This window comes from Mycobacterium sp. E2989, assembly GCF_001667595.1.
Classification (GTDB): Bacteria; Actinomycetota; Actinomycetes; order Mycobacteriales; family Mycobacteriaceae; genus Mycobacterium.
The window spans coordinates 1-14521 of the sequence record NZ_LZJX01000052.1 but is presented as its reverse complement, the minus strand read 5'-3'; the positions used below and the strand labels follow the sequence as shown (position 1 = coordinate 14521).

Annotated in this window: 19 protein-coding genes; 8 read left to right on the top strand and 11 right to left on the bottom strand. The window is 68.6% G+C overall.

Translation table 11 applies throughout. The features are described 5' to 3' along the window. Positions 1–259: 259 nt before the first annotated feature. Entirely contained in the window at positions 260–664 is a 405-nt protein-coding gene (locus tag A5680_RS10380; protein WP_067818918.1) for a (deoxy)nucleoside triphosphate pyrophosphohydrolase, read from the bottom strand. A gap of 251 nt (positions 665–915) precedes the next feature. On the opposite strand from A5680_RS10380, the gene A5680_RS10375 reads away from it, so the two are divergent. After that, positions 916–1785, top strand: coding sequence for an aspartyl/asparaginyl beta-hydroxylase domain-containing protein (locus tag A5680_RS10375; RefSeq protein WP_197499766.1), 870 nt, complete (start codon positions 916–918; stop codon positions 1783–1785). Between the two features lie 508 nt (positions 1786–2293). Continuing rightward, on the top strand, positions 2294–2578 hold the full coding sequence (locus tag A5680_RS10370) for a 4a-hydroxytetrahydrobiopterin dehydratase (protein ID WP_067818915.1): 285 nt from the start codon (positions 2294–2296) through the stop codon (positions 2576–2578). On the opposite strand, the gene A5680_RS10365 is transcribed toward A5680_RS10370, so the two are convergent. Next, positions 2575–3825 carry a mannosyltransferase gene (locus A5680_RS10365; protein ID WP_055398849.1) on the bottom strand — a complete coding sequence of 417 codons (1251 nt, stop codon included), beginning with the start codon at positions 3823–3825 and terminating at the stop codon, positions 2575–2577. The genes A5680_RS10370 and A5680_RS10365 overlap by 4 nt on opposite strands. A gap of 158 nt (positions 3826–3983) precedes the next feature. Between A5680_RS10365 and A5680_RS10360 the strand changes: the two genes are divergently transcribed. Together A5680_RS10360 and A5680_RS10355 are read left to right on the top strand one after the other, a co-directional pair. After that, the gene (locus A5680_RS10360; RefSeq protein WP_055398851.1) at positions 3984–4646 is read left to right on the top strand and encodes a hypothetical protein; all 663 of its coding nucleotides are present in this window, start codon (positions 3984–3986) and stop codon (positions 4644–4646) included. A 50-nt stretch (positions 4647–4696) separates the two neighbouring features. After that, positions 4697–5812, top strand: coding sequence for a hypothetical protein (locus tag A5680_RS10355; protein WP_067818975.1), 1116 nt, complete (start codon positions 4697–4699; stop codon positions 5810–5812). Positions 5813–5873: 61 nt separating this feature from the next. Here A5680_RS10355 and A5680_RS10350 read toward each other — a convergent pair whose 3' ends face one another. Together A5680_RS10350 and A5680_RS10345 are read right to left on the bottom strand one after the other, a co-directional pair. Continuing rightward, positions 5874–6020 carry a DUF1059 domain-containing protein gene (locus A5680_RS10350; RefSeq protein WP_067277197.1) on the bottom strand — a complete coding sequence of 49 codons (147 nt, stop codon included), beginning with the start codon at positions 6018–6020 and terminating at the stop codon, positions 5874–5876. Continuing rightward, positions 6017–6604, bottom strand: a complete 588-nt coding sequence (locus A5680_RS10345) for an HhH-GPD-type base excision DNA repair protein (RefSeq protein WP_055398853.1) — start codon at positions 6602–6604, stop codon at positions 6017–6019. Before A5680_RS10345 ends, A5680_RS10350 begins: the two co-directional genes overlap by 4 nt. 82 nt (positions 6605–6686) lie before the next feature. Between A5680_RS10345 and A5680_RS10340 the strand changes: the two genes are divergently transcribed. Further along, on the top strand, positions 6687–7220 hold the full coding sequence (locus A5680_RS10340) for a nuclear transport factor 2 family protein (RefSeq protein ID WP_055398953.1): 534 nt from the start codon (positions 6687–6689) through the stop codon (positions 7218–7220). Positions 7221–7253: 33 nt separating this feature from the next. On the opposite strand, the gene A5680_RS10335 is transcribed toward A5680_RS10340, so the two are convergent. Next, a complete protein-coding gene (locus tag A5680_RS10335; RefSeq protein WP_055398855.1) occupies positions 7254–7442 on the bottom strand; it encodes a DUF5302 domain-containing protein in 189 nt (62 codons plus the stop codon). Positions 7443–7479: 37 nt separating this feature from the next. Further along, complete coding sequence (locus A5680_RS10330) at positions 7480–7923, bottom strand: PPOX class F420-dependent oxidoreductase (RefSeq protein WP_055398857.1); 444 nt, start codon at positions 7921–7923, stop codon at positions 7480–7482. A 32-nt stretch (positions 7924–7955) separates the two neighbouring features. On the opposite strand from A5680_RS10330, the gene A5680_RS10325 reads away from it, so the two are divergent. Then, positions 7956–8471, top strand: a complete 516-nt coding sequence (locus A5680_RS10325) for a DUF1697 domain-containing protein (protein WP_067818911.1) — start codon at positions 7956–7958, stop codon at positions 8469–8471. An 18-nt stretch (positions 8472–8489) separates the two neighbouring features. Here A5680_RS10325 and A5680_RS10320 read toward each other — a convergent pair whose 3' ends face one another. After that, positions 8490–8855 (bottom strand): GntR family transcriptional regulator, encoded by a 366-nt coding sequence (locus tag A5680_RS10320; protein WP_055398860.1) that lies wholly within the window; start codon positions 8853–8855, stop codon positions 8490–8492. Positions 8856–8892: 37 nt separating this feature from the next. Here A5680_RS10320 and A5680_RS10315 point away from each other — a divergent pair, with 37 nt between their 5' ends. After that, positions 8893–9606: an NAD-dependent deacylase gene (locus A5680_RS10315; protein WP_055398862.1), complete on the top strand. Its 714-nt coding sequence runs from the start codon at positions 8893–8895 to the stop codon at positions 9604–9606. A gap of 11 nt (positions 9607–9617) precedes the next feature. On the opposite strand, the gene A5680_RS10310 is transcribed toward A5680_RS10315, so the two are convergent. Then, the gene (locus tag A5680_RS10310) at positions 9618–10247 is read right to left on the bottom strand and encodes a bifunctional 2-polyprenyl-6-hydroxyphenol methylase/3-demethylubiquinol 3-O-methyltransferase UbiG (protein ID WP_055398864.1); all 630 of its coding nucleotides are present in this window, start codon (positions 10245–10247) and stop codon (positions 9618–9620) included. A 72-nt stretch (positions 10248–10319) separates the two neighbouring features. Further along, positions 10320–12638 (bottom strand): MMPL family transporter, encoded by a 2319-nt coding sequence (locus A5680_RS10305; RefSeq protein WP_067818908.1) that lies wholly within the window; start codon positions 12636–12638, stop codon positions 10320–10322. Positions 12639–12949: 311 nt separating this feature from the next. On the opposite strand from A5680_RS10305, the gene A5680_RS26460 reads away from it, so the two are divergent. After that, entirely contained in the window at positions 12950–13072 is a 123-nt protein-coding gene (locus tag A5680_RS26460) for a hypothetical protein (RefSeq protein WP_003878506.1), read from the top strand. A gap of 132 nt (positions 13073–13204) precedes the next feature. On the opposite strand, the gene A5680_RS10300 is transcribed toward A5680_RS26460, so the two are convergent. Next, positions 13205–13957 carry a 3-hydroxyacyl-CoA dehydrogenase gene (locus A5680_RS10300; RefSeq protein ID WP_067818905.1) on the bottom strand — a complete coding sequence of 251 codons (753 nt, stop codon included), beginning with the start codon at positions 13955–13957 and terminating at the stop codon, positions 13205–13207. A gap of 43 nt (positions 13958–14000) precedes the next feature. Further along, the coding region (locus A5680_RS10295) for a CoA transferase (protein WP_197499765.1) at positions 14001–14521 on the bottom strand (521 nt) is incomplete at its 5' end.

Here is a 14521-nt window from a genome sequence, read left to right as displayed (position 1 = left end):
CGGGCAATGCCCGCTCGATCGGACACCGGCATCGGGCGCGGCGGACGGACCTATCGCCTTCGCGCGTGGCCTTTTAACGAAAAGTCGTTTGGTCAGCATCGGTTTTACGGACCCAGCGGCGCCGTCATCACCCGACCACTTCCGGCGGGCACTTCAGGGTCAAGTGGTTATTACAAGTTCACGTTGGCGTTATACCTAAAGTTCACCTTGGCCACCTTCTGCGGCGCTGGATGTCAGCTGCGGAAAGGCTGTGGGCTTGTTATGAGGCGGGTTCGGCCAGCGCGCGCACCAGGTCAGCGACCCAGGTCCGGTCGGCGGGGACCCAGTCGACGTCCGGCAGCTCGGCCGCCGTCACCCAGCGCACGGCCCGGTGGTCGTGCGCGTGCGGCTCGCCACCGAGCAGCCGCACGCGGTACGCGCGCAGCGTCATGCGGTCCAGCGCGATGTCATCGCCCAGCCGGTCCCCCACCGCGACGTCGCTGACCGCCAGCCCCAGCTCCTCGGCCAACTCCCGGGCCAGCGCGTCGCGCTCGGTCTCACCGGGCGCCACCTTGCCGCCGGGCAACTCCCAGCGGCCGGCCAGCTCGGGCGGCCGGGCGCGTTGGGCCACCAGGACCGTGGCGCGGCGGATGATCGCGCCGGCGACGACGATCTGGGTCGGCATGGCCAGACGGTATACGGCGGGTGGGTGCGGGCCGAAGGTGGTGAGTCGGCGGGGCGGGCGCCCCGAACCCGCCCGCCCGATTTTTCCGAATTCGGCCCGCGCGCTTGCGAAGCCGCATACGCTTTCGACACGAATCCAACAAGGTAGCGACACGTCACTCCATCGGGCAATTTGGCAAGGATCATGCGACCTTGCTAGGGCGGCGGCAGACCCCAACTGCCGCGGTGTTTCATTTTTCTGGGTGCCGCGTCGTGACCCTCCTTACGCGTGCGCCCGAACCCCATCAAGGAGCCTTTCCCGTGACTGCGACAGATGCATCCGAGGTAACCATCGGCAGAGTGGCTAAGCCGGTCCACCGACGGCTGGTGGACCGCGGCCGAGAAATTGGCCTTTTGGCGTTGAAATACCTTGTGTTGGGCGTCGCCCAAGTCGCCATAAGGGTCGTCGACCTATCCGTCCCCCGAAGGTTTTCTCTGGTCGAGACGACCCCGTTCATCGACCCGCGCCAATTCGAATGGCACGACACCCTCACGGCGGCCTACCCCGAAATTCGGTCCGAGCTGGAAGCTTTGTTGTCCCACGCCGAAACGATCCCGAATCACCAAGACATCGTCGAGGCGATACGGACCCTCACGGACGACGACAAATGGCTGAGCCACTTCCTCTACATCTATGGCCGGCGTTTCGAGAAGCAGTGTGCGGAGTGCCCGGAAACCACGGCCCTGCTCGAGGACATTCCGGGAATGAAGACCGCGTTCTTCTCCATCCTTTCGCCCGGCAAGCGGATACCCCCGCACAAGGGGCCCTACCGCGGCGTCATGCGCTACCACCTGCCCCTCCTCGTCCCCAGCCACGGCGACTGCGCCATCCGGGTGCACGACGAGATCGCCAAATTCGAAGAGGGCGTCGCGATCATGTTCGACGACACGTACGAGCACGAGGTGTGGAACGACACCGAGGAAACCCGCGTGGTCTTATTCCTCGACATCGTGCGGCCGATGAAATTTCCCTTCAACTTGGTGAATTCGGCGATCATCGGTTTTGCCGGCTGGTCTCCACTGGTCAAAGGGATGCAAAAGAACCAGCTGACATTCGATCGCGCGGTCAAGAAGTCCGCTTAACCGCGTTCTGGTCCAGAGCAAAAGCGAGCCATTGCCGATCGAGCGCGCCAGGAGCGACTCGTGGCGTCGCGTTTCGGGTCGCACCCGGGCGGTCATGGCAGTCTAATTCGGTGACCCGGACCGGGGCGCCGGGAGGGGCAAATGGACAGCCATTCCGGCCGAGCGCGCCGAAATGCCGGGACGCCTTTGTCCGTGCCGAGTTCGTCGTGCTTATTCGACATCCCTCGACGACAAAGGCGACGGTCTGTCCAATTGCGGTGGAAAGCCGAGTTGATCCATCTCGGGTGCGGCCGAAAGAACCGCCAATTGCCATTGGTCGGTGCTGTCGGCAGCAGCTGAAATCGCGCTCAGCGATTCGACAGCACGTGGCCGGCCAATAGCGCTGGAACACATGGTTAATTGTTGCCGAATGCGACCGTAGTCACGCGCGCCGGATGCGGGGCGCGCCGCGTCGTTGGCGCGCACGGCCTACCGTCGAGTGCAGGCACAACGGAGAGGACGCAGCGATATGACCGTGTTGACGGACGAGCAGGTGGACGCCGCACTGCCCGATCTCGACGGGTGGGAGCGCATCGACGGTGCGCTGCGCCGGTCGATCAAGTTCGACAGCTTTCTCGCGGGCATCGACGCGGTGCGCCGGGTGGCCGAGCACGCGGAAAGCAAGGACCATCACCCCGACATCGACATCCGGTGGCGGACAGTCACTTTCGCCTTGGTGACGCATTCCGCGGGTGGCATCACCGAGAACGACGTCGCGATGGCACACGACATCGACGAGATCGTCGGGGGTTAGTCCGTCGGGGCGGACCGCCTGCCGCCGGCGGCGACCCACACCAGGGTCGCCACCGCCGCCACGATGTAGACCAGGCCCGCCCACGCCAGGTACCACGGGCGGCTGACCTGCCAGATCGTCGGTTGCGCAAAGCTCAGTAACCACGGCACACCGACGATGGTCAGCGCCAGCCAGCCCCAGCCCACGACCCGCGCGCCGGGGCGCTCGCGCGCAGGCCCGTGAATCGCCCAGATCATCAACGGCACCAACCAAACCCAGTGGTGCGTCCAGGAAATCGGGGACAGCAGCAGCCCGAACATCTCGACCACCAGCACCCTGCCCAGCCGGTCGGACGGATCCAGCGCCCGCCAGGCCAGGACGGCGACCACCGCGGTGGCGCCGATGGCGATCAGCACGGGCGGGCCAAAGCCCGCGTCGTGGCCCAGGATCCGGGAGATGCCGCCACGCCAGGACTGGTTGAACGACGTGGCGATCGGCCCCACCCGGTGCGCGTCGCCCAGCAACCGGGTGAAGTAGTAGCGGGTCTGGTCGCCGACCACCAGGGCCGACACGCCGATGGTCGCCGCGAAGACGGCGACGGAGAACGCGGCCGCGGCCCATCGCCGCGCGCCGACCAGGTAGACGCCCGCGATCGCTGGCGTCAGCTTGATTCCGGCCGCCACGCCGACGAGTAGACCGGACAACCACCACCTCGAAGTCCATACCGCCCACAGCACGGCCAGCATCAGCAACACGTTGACCTGCCCGTAGTCGAACGTGCTGCGCAGCGGCTCGATCCAGATGGTGACGGCGGTCCACAGCATGGCCAGGCGGCGGCCCTCGGCGCCGCCCGCATCGCCGATCAAGCGCTGGCTGATCCGGATCGCACCGTACAGCGCGGCCATCGTCGCGATCTGCCACGCGAAGGCGACCAGGCCGAACGGCAGCCGGGTCAGCGGGTAGAACACGACCGCCGCGAAGGGCGGGTAAGTGAATGGCAGCGGGAAGTCGGGCGTCTGATCCGCGTACACGTAGCTGTAAAGCGTGCCGGGGTGGTCGATTGCGGCGGCACCGCCGAGGTAGACGTGCAGGTCGACGAAGTTCGCGCCGTGCGGCGCCAGATACGTCCAGGCGAACCGGGCGGCCACGCTCGCGACCAGCAGCGCGGGCGCCGCGGCCCGAAGCAGGCTCGCGAACCGCCGGCGCGGGGATGCCGCCGGGGCGGCCGAGGTGGTGTCTATCCGCCCGACTTTAGCGATCCGGGCCAACCGACCCGCACATCCCCGCGGGCCCGGTCGCCGGGCGTTCGGTCACCGCCATCACTCGTATCAATAACGATCAAATAAATGCCACACGTGTCACTTGAGTCCCATCTGTATCAACGTAACTTCGGCCCTGGACCCGTAATCCACAACCAGGGAGAGTCATGCCAACCATCTGGACTTACTTGCGTGCAGCGGCCGTCGTAGTCGGTTCGTCCGCGGCACTACTGACGGGCGGTATCGCCCACGCCGACCCCGTGCCGGCTCCGCCTATCCCGAACATTCCGCAGCAGCTGATCAGTTCGGCGGCCAACGCACCCCAAATCCTGCAGAACCTCGCCACCGCCCTCGGCGCCACCCCGCCGGCCGCGCCGGCCGCTCCCGGCATCACCTTCCCGGGTGTTCCGTCGGCGGCCGCCACGTCACCGGCGACTTCGGCGACCGTGCCCTCCATCCCCGGTCTGGCGCAGGCGCCGACGCCGTCCGCACCGACGACGGCCCAGGGCCTGCAGGGGTTGATCCCCGGCCTGACCCAGCCGGCACCCGCGGCGCCGGCCGCCCCGGCCACGTCGTCCATTCCCGGACTTCCGGCCATCCCGGGGCTGTCGACGCCGACCGCCCCCGCCACCCCGCCGACCCCGCAGCTTCCTCAGGCGAAGGTCGACATGCCGGCGTTCCTGCCCAATCTGCCGGTCAGCGTGCCCGCGCAGATGACCCTCCCGCAGGATCTGACGGCGCTGGCCGGGGCTCCCGCGGCGCCGGCCGCACCGGCCGCACCGGCGACCGGGGCCAACCCGGTGGCTCCGCTGCTCGCCGGCCTGCCCTGAGTAATTAGCCAGACAGCAACGCCAACCCCCTAATGACCGGAGGACACACCGTGGCAACCACTTGGAATCTGTCCAAAGGTTTGGCCGCTGTCGTCACGGCATCGGCTGCCGCGTTAGGGCTCTGCCCGAACGCGGCGGCCGACCCGGCGGCACCGCAACCGAACTCGACTCAAGAACTCCCGGGCCTGCCGGCGCTGTCGCAGCTGAGCCCGATCATTCAGCAGGCCGCCACCAACCCCGGGCAGGCGACCCAGCTGCTCATGGCCGCAGCGCAGGCCTTCAGCCACAACCAGGGCGCGCCCGGCGAGTCCCGGAACGTTGCCCAGTCGGTGAACCAGTTCCTGGCGATGCCGGGCGCGCCGGCCGATCCCGGCACGGCGCTTCCCGACGGTGCGCCCGTTCCGCACGTCCCCGCCGCGGGCGTCGAACCCGGTGCCCAGTCACACCTGCCTACCGGCATCGACCCCGCGCACGCGGCGGGCCCGGGGCCGGTCGCGGCCACACCGGCCGCGCCGCAGGCCCACCTTCCGGCCGGCATCGACCCCGCACACGCGGCGGGTCCCGGACCGGTCGCCGCTCCGCCGGCCCCGTCGGCACCGGCGCCCGGCACGGTCGCACCCGTCGCGGCGCCCGCGCCCTTGCCGCCCACGCCGGCCGCTGCCGCACCGGTGGCCGCACCGGCGGCCGCACCGGCCGCTGCCGCACCGGCGCCCGACGCCGCACCCGCCCCGGCGGCGGCTCCGGGTTTCGGCCCTGACGCCCCACCCACGCAGGACTTCATGTACCCCTCGATCGGCACCAACTGCCTGGCGGACGGCACCAGCGCCATCGCCACCGCGTTGTCGGTGGCGGGGCCGGCGAAGATCCCGACCCCCGGGCCGGGCCCCGGCCAGACCGCCTACGTGTTCACCGCCGTCGGCACCCCCGGCCCCGCCGAGGTGCAGAAGCTGCCGCTGAACGTCACGTGGGTGAACCTGACCACGGGCAAGTCGGGCACGGTGGCGCTCAAGCCGCGCACCGACATCAACGCCGACGGGCCGACGACGCTGACCGCGATCGCCGACACCGGGTCGGGCAGCATCATGTCGACCATTTTCGGGCAGGTCACCACCAAGGAAAAGCAGTGTCAGTTCATGCCCACGATCGGCTCCACGGTGGTGCCGTAGGGCCAGACCCCGGGCGCGCGTGTCCCTTCGGGGGGCACGCGCGCTCGCTTTGTTCGGGCGGCTAGTAGGCCATGAACAGGATCGCGTCGCGGTCGTACTCGAGACCCGGATGATCGCTGGCCAGGTGCGCCTGGGTCAGCTCGACCAACTCGTCCTCGTCCTTGCCGACGATGGCTTCCCCGCACGGACACGTCAGGTGTGTCTTCACGTTGCCGCCCTTCCCTTCTCACCCTTGGCTGCTGCCTTCATCTGCTTCTTGTAGGAACGCACTTCGGCCATCGATTGCGCGTCGACGATGTCGGCGACGGAGATGTGCGTGCCGGCCTTGCCGAACTGCCCGGCCGCCGCGCGCCAGCCCTTGACGTTGACGCCGTACTGCTTGCCCAGCAACGCCAGGAAGATCTGCGCCTTGACCTCGCCGAAACCGGGCAGCCCTTTGATTCGCCGCAGCAGCTCCGCGCCGTCGGGGTCGCCGTGCTTCCACAAGCCGGCGGCATCGCCGTCGTAGGAGTCCACGATGATCTGGGCCAGAGCCTGGATGCGTTTGGCCATGGATCCCGGAAAGCGGTGTATCGCAGGCCTTTCCGAGCACAGCGCGGCGAATTTGTCGGGGTCGTATTCGGCGATCTCATGAGCACCGAAGGCGCCCATCCGGTCGGCGATCTTCTTCGGACCCGCGAAGGCCGTCTCGAAGGGCACCTGCTGATCCAGAACCATCCCGATGAGCAGGGCCAGCGGATTCTCGTCCAGCAGCTCGTCGGCCTCGGGATCTTGAGCGAGCCACAGTTTCACCGTCAACGATCAACCCTTCCGTGCAGCACCTTTGGAACAGACTACTGCGCGCCAATCAGATGACCACCGGGGTTATCGTGACCTGGTGGTGGACGAGGCCCGATTGGCACTGATGCTGGCCCGCGACGAACTGCACGCGCTCGTCACCGCTTACTGCCGGGCCGTCGACCGTGCCGACTATGAGGCGTTACGGGCCCTGTATCACCCCGACGCGACCGACGCGCACGGCTCGTTCTCGACGGGCGGCGTCGAAGAGTTCATCGCCCAGCTGCGCGCCGCCGAACCGTATGTGCGTGTCTCCCAACACAACATCACCACGACGAACTTCGCGATCGACGGCGAGGAGGCCCGCGGCGAGATCTACTGCCTGGTGTTCCACACCTTCGCCGGGCCGGACCACGACCTGGACGTCCTCATCGGCGGCCGCTACCTGGACGAGTACACCAAACACGACGGCCGCTGGAAGTTCCGTCGCCGCACCATCGTGGCGGACTGGGCATACCAGAACGACCCGTCCCAAGTGAACTTCGGACACCCCAGCACCCGGGGAAGCCTGCGCGGCAGACCCGGCCAAGACGACCCTTCGGTCGGCCTATTCACCCCGCCGAAAGGCTGAAGCCGTTGCCGCGCAACGCATGACGCGCGTCGATCACCCGCTCTTGCGGCGGAATTCGCGGCGGTTCTCCACCGGGCCGTGCGCCCGCGACTGCTTGTCGCCACTGTTCTTGTGGTCGGACCCGCCCGACGACTTGGCCATCTTGCGGTCGAGGGCCTCACGGAACTTGCGCTTGGTGTCGTCGTCCGATGCCGGCGCGTCGGGCGACTTCGATTCAGCCATACCGGAAGCCTAGCCCGGGACCGTCGAAAAGGGGCGGCTACCGCACGCCGGGCGGCATGCCGTACACGTGCGCGATCGGCAGGGTCAGCAACACCCGCCGATCGGTGACCATCGCCTGGCGGTATTCGTCCCAGTCGGGGTGTTCGCCGGCGATGTTGCGGTACAACGCAATCAGCGCTTCGACCGTGTCGTCGCCGGGGGCGGCCGCCGGCGGCGTCAGTATCGCCGTGCCCTCGGCCACCGCGTACGACCACCCGTCGTCGGCGTCCACCAGGATCGACGCCCGCGGATCGCGGCGCAGGTTGCGGGTCTTGGCCCGCGGCTCGGTGATGGACACCCGCACCGCCAGGTCACGCGGGTCGAAGTGGTAGCTGACATTCGACAGTTGGGGCCGCCCGTCGCGTTTGATGGTGGCCAGCACCCCGAGGGAGTTGCCACTGATCACGGCCAACAGCTTGTCGTCGAAGACTTGGCGTCCCATGGGGAGAGCCTACGTCGTGGTGAAATCGGGGCATGACCAAATATGCGGCGTTCCTGCGCGGCGTCAACGTCGGCGGGGTCAACCTCAAGATGGCCGAGGTCGCGAGCGCGTTGACCGACGCCGGATTCGCCGATGTGCGCACCATCCTGGCCACCGGAAACGTCCTGCTGGAGTCGTCCGCGCGGGCGGCGTCGGTGCGCAAGAAGGCCGAGGCCGCGCTGCGCGAAAGGTTCGGCTACGACGCGTGGGTGCTGGTCTACGACCTCGAAGCGGTGCGGGCCATCGTGAACGCCTACCCGTTCGAGCCCGAGGTCGACGGCTATCAGTCCTACGTCACCTTCGTCGCCGAACCGGCGGTGCTCGACGAGCTCGCCGGGCTGGGCGCCGCCGACGACGAGAAGATCGCCCGGGGCGACGGCGTCGTCTATTGGCAGGTCCGTAAGGGCGCCACCCTGGACAGCACGATCGGCAAGACCATGGGCAAGCCGCGCTACAAGTCCTCGACGACGACGCGTAACCTGCGCACCCTGGCGAAGGTATTGCGTTGAGTATCAGCCGGTTTCGGCTCAGTCTTCCGGCACGTTGGTGAGGTAGCGCATCGCGTCGGACTTGGTCAGCCCCAGCGCCCGGGCCACCTCGACGTACTCCTTGGCGGCCGCGGCCATCGCCGCGTCCGTCGGGTCGAAGCGCGAAATGAAGGTGCCGAAGCGCCCCCGTGTTTCGACGATCGCCGCCGACTCCAGTTCCCGGTAGGCCCGGGCGACGGTGTTCGCGGCGACCCCCAGCTGGCCGGCCAGGTCGCGCACGGTCGGAAGCCGGGTCCCGGGCGGCAGCGCGCCGGCGCGGACGCCGTCGATGACTTGGGTCCTGAGCTGGTCGAACAGCGGCTTGCCCGCCTTCACGTCGACCTTCAGCAAATCCCGCAGCTCCACGTCTTCAGTATGTCCCACGCACGGCTATCTTTGTGGGATGCGAGTAGCGGTGCTGAGCGGCGCGGGGATCTCCGCGGAGAGCGGGGTGCCAACGTTCCGCGACGACAAGAACGGGCTGTGGGCCCGCTTCGACCCCTACGAGCTGTCCAGCACGCAAGGTTGGCGCGCCAATCCCGAACGGGTCTGGGGCTGGTATTTGTGGCGTCACTACCTGGTGGCCGACGTTGCGCCCAACACGGGGCACCGCGCCATCGCCGCCTGGCAGGACGGCGCCGAGGTCAGCGTCATCACCCAGAACGTCGACGACCTGCACGAGCGCGCCGGGAGCATGCCGGTTCACCACCTGCACGGCAGCCTGTTCGAATTCCGTTGCGACCGTTGCAATATGCCTTACACCGGCGCCCTACCCAAGATGCCCGAGCCGACGCTGGAAGTGGAGCCGCCGGTCTGCCACTGCGGCGGCCTGATCCGGCCGGACATCGTGTGGTTCGGTGAGCCGCTGCCCGAGGGGCCATGGCAGCGCGCCGTCGAGGCGACCGAGGCCGCCGACGTGATGGTGGTCGTCGGAACCTCGGCCATCGTCTACCCGGCGGCCGGGCTGGCCGAGCTGGCCCTGGCCCGCGGCACGGCCGTGATCGAGGTCAACCCCGAAGTCACGCCGCTGTCCAGAAACGCGACGATCAGCATCCGCGAGACCGCCGGCCAGGCGCTGCCCGGATTGCTGCAGCGGCTGCCCGCCCTGCTGGGATAGTCCGGAGCGAACTACGGCTTGCGGGCGCGGCCCAGCAGGAGTTCCGACACCGGCAACGGCGCCCACGGCGGCAACGTGAGCTCGCGCCGGGAAACGTTGACCTCGAAGCCGGCCTCGACGATCGCGCGCTCGGTGTCGCGGTGGGTGTGGCAGTTGCCGAACAACCTGGGCCACAACGTCGCGTCCGCGAACCGCTGCAGGCGGCCGCGGGCGCCGGCGCTCGCCACGTGCTCGAGGTAGCGCAGCTCCCCGCCCGGCCGCAGCAACGCGTACAGGCGGCGCAGCACGTCGTCCGGGTCGCGCACGGAGCACAACACCAGTGAGCACACCACCGCGTCGAACGGCTCGTCGCCGCTGACCCCTTCGGCCGTCTGGTCCGTCACCACGACGCGCACGGGCACCACGTCGGCCGCGGCCCGGGCCTGGGCCACCAACCGCGGCTCGGGCTCCACCGCGACCACCTCGCGTACCGACTCCGGGTAGTGGGGGAAGTTCGTCCCGATCCCCGCGCCGACTTCCAGCACCCGCCCCGACAGCCCGGCCAGATTCTCCCGCCGCAGGGCCCGGATCGCGTCGGTTTCGTGGGTGGCGACGACGGGCCAGATGCGCGCGAAGAACGGGTTGTCCACCGCCGTTGTCATAGAAGCCAACCTTCCGACTCGTGGCCAAATGCGACTCTGGCCAAAGGATAGGTGCGACGGACCACCGCCGCCTCAACCGACGTTGGGCACGGGTTCGGCGACCGGGCCCGCGTCGAGCTGGGCCGGCTCGACGTGGTCGGCGCCCGCCCCCGACTCGCTGATGCCGAACCGATCGTGTAGCCACGCCAGTGGCTTGGGCGCCCACCAGTTCCACCGGCCCATCACGTGCATGAACGCCGGCACGACGACCATCCGCACCAGCGTGGCGTCGGCGAAGACGGCGAGCACCAGGCCGAGGCCGAACATCCGCATGAACGACACGTGGGCGGCGATCAGCGCGGCGAAGGACATCGACATCACCAACGCGGCCGCCGTGATCACCCGCCCGGTGCGGGCGACACCGAGCGCGACGCTCTCGTCGTTGGCGGCGTGCGCCTCCTTCGCGCTCGGCCGTGCCGGCCGGGCGGCCCCGGACGCGAGCCAGTACTCGCGGATCCGCGAGAGCAGGAACACCTCGTAGTCCATCGACAGCCCGAACGCGATGCAGAACAGCAGCACCGGCATGTTGTTGACCAGCGTCCCGCTCGGTGTGGTTCCGAGCGCGCCGAGGTGCCCGTCCTGGAAGATCCACACCAGCGCGCCGAACGCGGCGGTCAGCGACAGGAAGTTGCAGGCGAGCGCCTTGGCCGGCAGGAGCACGCTGCCGGTGAGCAGGAACAGCAACACGAAGGTGACCGCGGCCATCAGCCCGAGGACCAGCGGCAGGATGTCGGTGACGGCGTCGACGCTGTCGCGGTTGACCTGGGCGACCCCGCCCATCATCACGGATCGGCCCGCCGGCCCGGGCACCTCGTGCAGCCGCTTGAGTTGCGCCTCGTTCGCCGGGGAGAAGAGCGGGGCGGTGCTGCTGACGGTGAGGAAGGCGCTGCCGTCGGCCAGCCCGGTGGCCCCGGCCGGGGGTGCCGTCCGGTTGCCTGCGACGAACGTCCCGCCGGGGGCCGACACCGCCGACACGTCGGGCACCCGCGACAAGGCGGCGGCGTAGGAGTCGAGGTCGGCCGGGTCTAGGCCGCGCGCGTCGGGGACGACGATCGGCACGGCCGTCGCGGAGTCGTGCGCGAAGTCGTTGCGCAGTCGGTCGCCGACTTGATGGGACGACGCCGAACGTGGCAGCACCCGGTCGTCCGGGAAGCCCCACTTCACCCCCATGAACGGCGACCCGAGCAGCAGCAGCAGCGCGACGACGGTGAGGCCGATCGGGGCCCAGCGGCGCATCACCAACTTGGTCGACCGGTACCAGAACAGCTGCTCGACCGGCTTGTGCACCGGCTCCGGACGCCGGAACACCCGGCGCATCAGCCGGCGCACGTCCAGTGCGTCCAACCGCGGGCCCAGCAGCACGATGGCGGCCGGGGTTATCACGATCGAGGCGGTCGCGACGAAGGCCACGGTCGCCACCCCGGCGTAGGCGAACGACTTGAGGAAGTACATCGGGAACGCCACGGTCGCCGACATGGACAGCGCCACGGTGACCGCGGAGAACAACACCGTGCGCCCGGAGGTGGCCATGGTCCGGATCAGCGCCTCGTCCCGGTCGCTGCCCTCGGCCAGCTCGTCGCGGTAGCGGCTGACGATCAGCAGGGTGTAGTCGATGGCAAGCGCCAGGCCCAACGCGGTGCTCAGGTTGAGCGCGAAGATCGACACCTCGGTGGTGAACGTGATCAGCCGCAGCACGGTCATCGAGCCGACGACCGCCAGGGCGCCCAGCGCCATCGGCAGCGCCGCCGCCAGCAGCCCGCCGAAGACCCAGATCAGGATCAGGAAGCTCAGCGGAAGCGCGATCATCTCCATCACCAGCAGGTCGGCCTGGTTCTGCGTGTTGATCTGGGCGTACTGCATCGCGGCGCCGCCGGCGCGCACGGTGACGCCGTCCCGGTCGTGGATGTATTGGTCCGCCAGCGTCTGGGCGTTGCTCTGGGCGTAGTTTTCGCCGCCCTTGAGGTTGACGATCAGCAGGCCCGACTTGCCGTCGCGGCTGACCAGGTCGGCCGCCGCTTGCGGCGGGACCGTCCACGGCGACGTCACGTTGTATACCAGCGGCGACGCCTGCAACTGGTGCACCAGGTCGGTGCCGACGTCGCGGGCCTGTGCGCTGTCGGTGCCCCCGGGGGCTGTCACCAGGATCAGCAGCTGCTGACCGCTCTGGCCGAACTTGTCGCTCAGCACACCGATCGCGCGGGCGGACTCCGAATCGGGGTCCTGGAACCCGCCGGGGGACAAGCTCTTGGCGACGGGGATGCCGAACACGGCGGCGGCGATGAAGACGAGGACACCCAAGGCGATGATGCGGCGCGGCGCCGCGATGGCCATTCGGGCGATCCCCTGCAGCATTTTCAGCCCTTCCGCCGCCGGTGCCGATCGCACCTGGCGCTGGCGTACCTGCGACAACGTAACAAACGCTAGTTTTCACGAGTCAAACAGCGTCGTTCTTAAACACGGAAGGCGGCGGCCGCGGGGTTCAATCGCGACGTTCTAAACCGCTGCGACGCTAAGAGTCCGGCCAGAAAATTGTGCGGCAACTAAGCAGGTCAAGGGGCTAAATGCCGCGCTCGACGGTGTACAACCTACCCGCCGGTAAATTGCCACCATTTTCCGAATCGTGACTCAAAGATTCCTTAATGGTGGCCCATACGCTCAGTGTCATGTGGATCGACGACACAAGTGCCGACGTCATCAAGGTTGACTTCGAAGCCCTCTACCACGGCGACGTGCTGGTGGAAGGCGAGACCTCCGAGCAGTTCGACGAACTGCAAGCGGCGAGCTGAGGTACGACCATGAGCATGCTCGCACGCCTGCTGATGGCCGAACCCGCCGTCAGTCGATGGTTCCGTAAATAAGTTTTCTCTCTGCTACGAAAGCCCCCCGCTAGTCGCGGGGGGCTTTCGTGTCTGCGGGTCTCAGCGCGGCGCCATGCGGATCGCGCCGTCGAGGCGGATCACTTCGCCGTTGAGCATCGGGTTTTCGATGATGTGCACGGCGAGCGCGCCGTACTCGTCGGGATCACCCAGCCGGGCCGGGTGCGGCACCTGCTTGCCGAGCGAGGCCTGCGCCTCCTCGGGCAGCGATCCCAGCAGCGGGGTCTTGAACAAGCCGGGCGCGATCGTCACCACGCGGATCAGCTCCCGCGACAGGTCGCGCGCGATGGGAAGCGTCATGCCGACGACGCCGCCCTTGGACGCCGAGTAGGCGGCCTGGCCGATCTGGCCCTCGAACGCGGCGACCGAGGCGGTGTTGATGATGACGCCGCGCTCCTCGCCGATCGGTTCGGTCTTCGCGATGCGCTCGGCCGCCAGCCGCAGCACGTTGAACGTGCCGATCAGGTTGACCTCGATCACCTTCTTGAACCCGTTCAGCGGGAACGGCCCGTCCTTGGACAGCGTCTTGATGGCGTTGCCGATGCCCGCGCAGTTGACGTTGATGCGCAGCGGGCCCAGCGACTCGGCGGTGTCCAGCGCCTTGCCGACGGCGGCCTCGTCGGTCACGTCGGCCTCGACGAACCGGGCGCGCTCGCCGAGCTCTTGGACCGCCTCCTCGCCCCGCAGGTCGATGACCACGACCTGCGCGCCTGCGTCCAGCAGCCGCTTGGTGGTGGCCAGGCCCAGGCCCGAGGCGCCCCCGGTGACGACGGCGACGGCGTCCTTGATTTCCATGCGAGTCCTTTCTCGGGATTCCAGCCAACCAGTTGGTTGGCGACTATACCCAGTCGTTCAGCACGGCCTCGGCGTCGGGCAGCGGCGCCGCCGGCGGGCGCGGCACGTCGGGCGTGGTGCGGGAGAACCGTGGGGCGGGCAGCGGCTGCAGGCCGCCGTCGGCGTCGTAGAACGTCTTGCGCTCGGTGATGTGCGGCTCGGTGTGCACCTCGCCGAACGCCAGCACCGGGGTCACGCAGGCGTCGGAATCCGCGAACACCTTGGCCCAGTGGTCGCGGTCGTGCGCGGCGAAGGCCGCCGTCAGCGCCCCGCGCAACTCGGGCCAGCGGGTGACGTCGTTCTGCGGCGGCAGGTTCGCCGCCTCCAAGCCCAGGCCGGCCAGCATGGCCGCGTAGAACTGCGGCTCGATGGCGCCGACGGCAACGTAACGCCCGTCGGCGCACTCGTAGGTGTCGTAATAGGGGGCGCCGCCGTCGAGCATGTTGGTGCCGCGCACGTCGGTCCACATGCCCAGCCCCCGCATGGCCCACATCATCTGGATCAGCACGCTGGAGCCGTCGACCA

Excerpts from the sequence above, each read along its gene's own strand:
- A5680_RS10380 (WP_067818918.1), bottom strand. The coding sequence starts at position 664 with ATGCCGACCCAGATCGTCGTCGCCGGCGCGATCATCCGCCGCGCCACG.
- A5680_RS10370 (WP_067818915.1), top strand. The coding sequence starts at position 2,294 with ATGACCGTGTTGACGGACGAGCAGGTGGACGCCGCACTGCCCGATCTC.
- A5680_RS10360 (WP_055398851.1), top strand. The coding sequence starts at position 3,984 with ATGCCAACCATCTGGACTTACTTGCGTGCAGCGGCCGTCGTAGTCGGT.
- A5680_RS10335 (WP_055398855.1), bottom strand. The coding sequence starts at position 7,442 with ATGGCTGAATCGAAGTCGCCCGACGCGCCGGCATCGGACGACGACACC.
- A5680_RS10330 (WP_055398857.1), bottom strand. The coding sequence starts at position 7,923 with ATGGGACGCCAAGTCTTCGACGACAAGCTGTTGGCCGTGATCAGTGGC.
- A5680_RS10325 (WP_067818911.1), top strand. The coding sequence starts at position 7,956 with ATGACCAAATATGCGGCGTTCCTGCGCGGCGTCAACGTCGGCGGGGTC.
- A5680_RS10315 (WP_055398862.1), top strand. The coding sequence starts at position 8,893 with ATGCGAGTAGCGGTGCTGAGCGGCGCGGGGATCTCCGCGGAGAGCGGG.
- A5680_RS10310 (WP_055398864.1), bottom strand. The coding sequence starts at position 10,247 with ATGACAACGGCGGTGGACAACCCGTTCTTCGCGCGCATCTGGCCCGTC.
- A5680_RS10305 (WP_067818908.1), bottom strand. The coding sequence starts at position 12,638 with ATGCTGCAGGGGATCGCCCGAATGGCCATCGCGGCGCCGCGCCGCATC.
- A5680_RS26460 (WP_003878506.1), top strand. The coding sequence starts at position 12,950 with ATGTGGATCGACGACACAAGTGCCGACGTCATCAAGGTTGACTTCGAA.
- A5680_RS10300 (WP_067818905.1), bottom strand. The coding sequence starts at position 13,957 with ATGGAAATCAAGGACGCCGTCGCCGTCGTCACCGGGGGCGCCTCGGGC.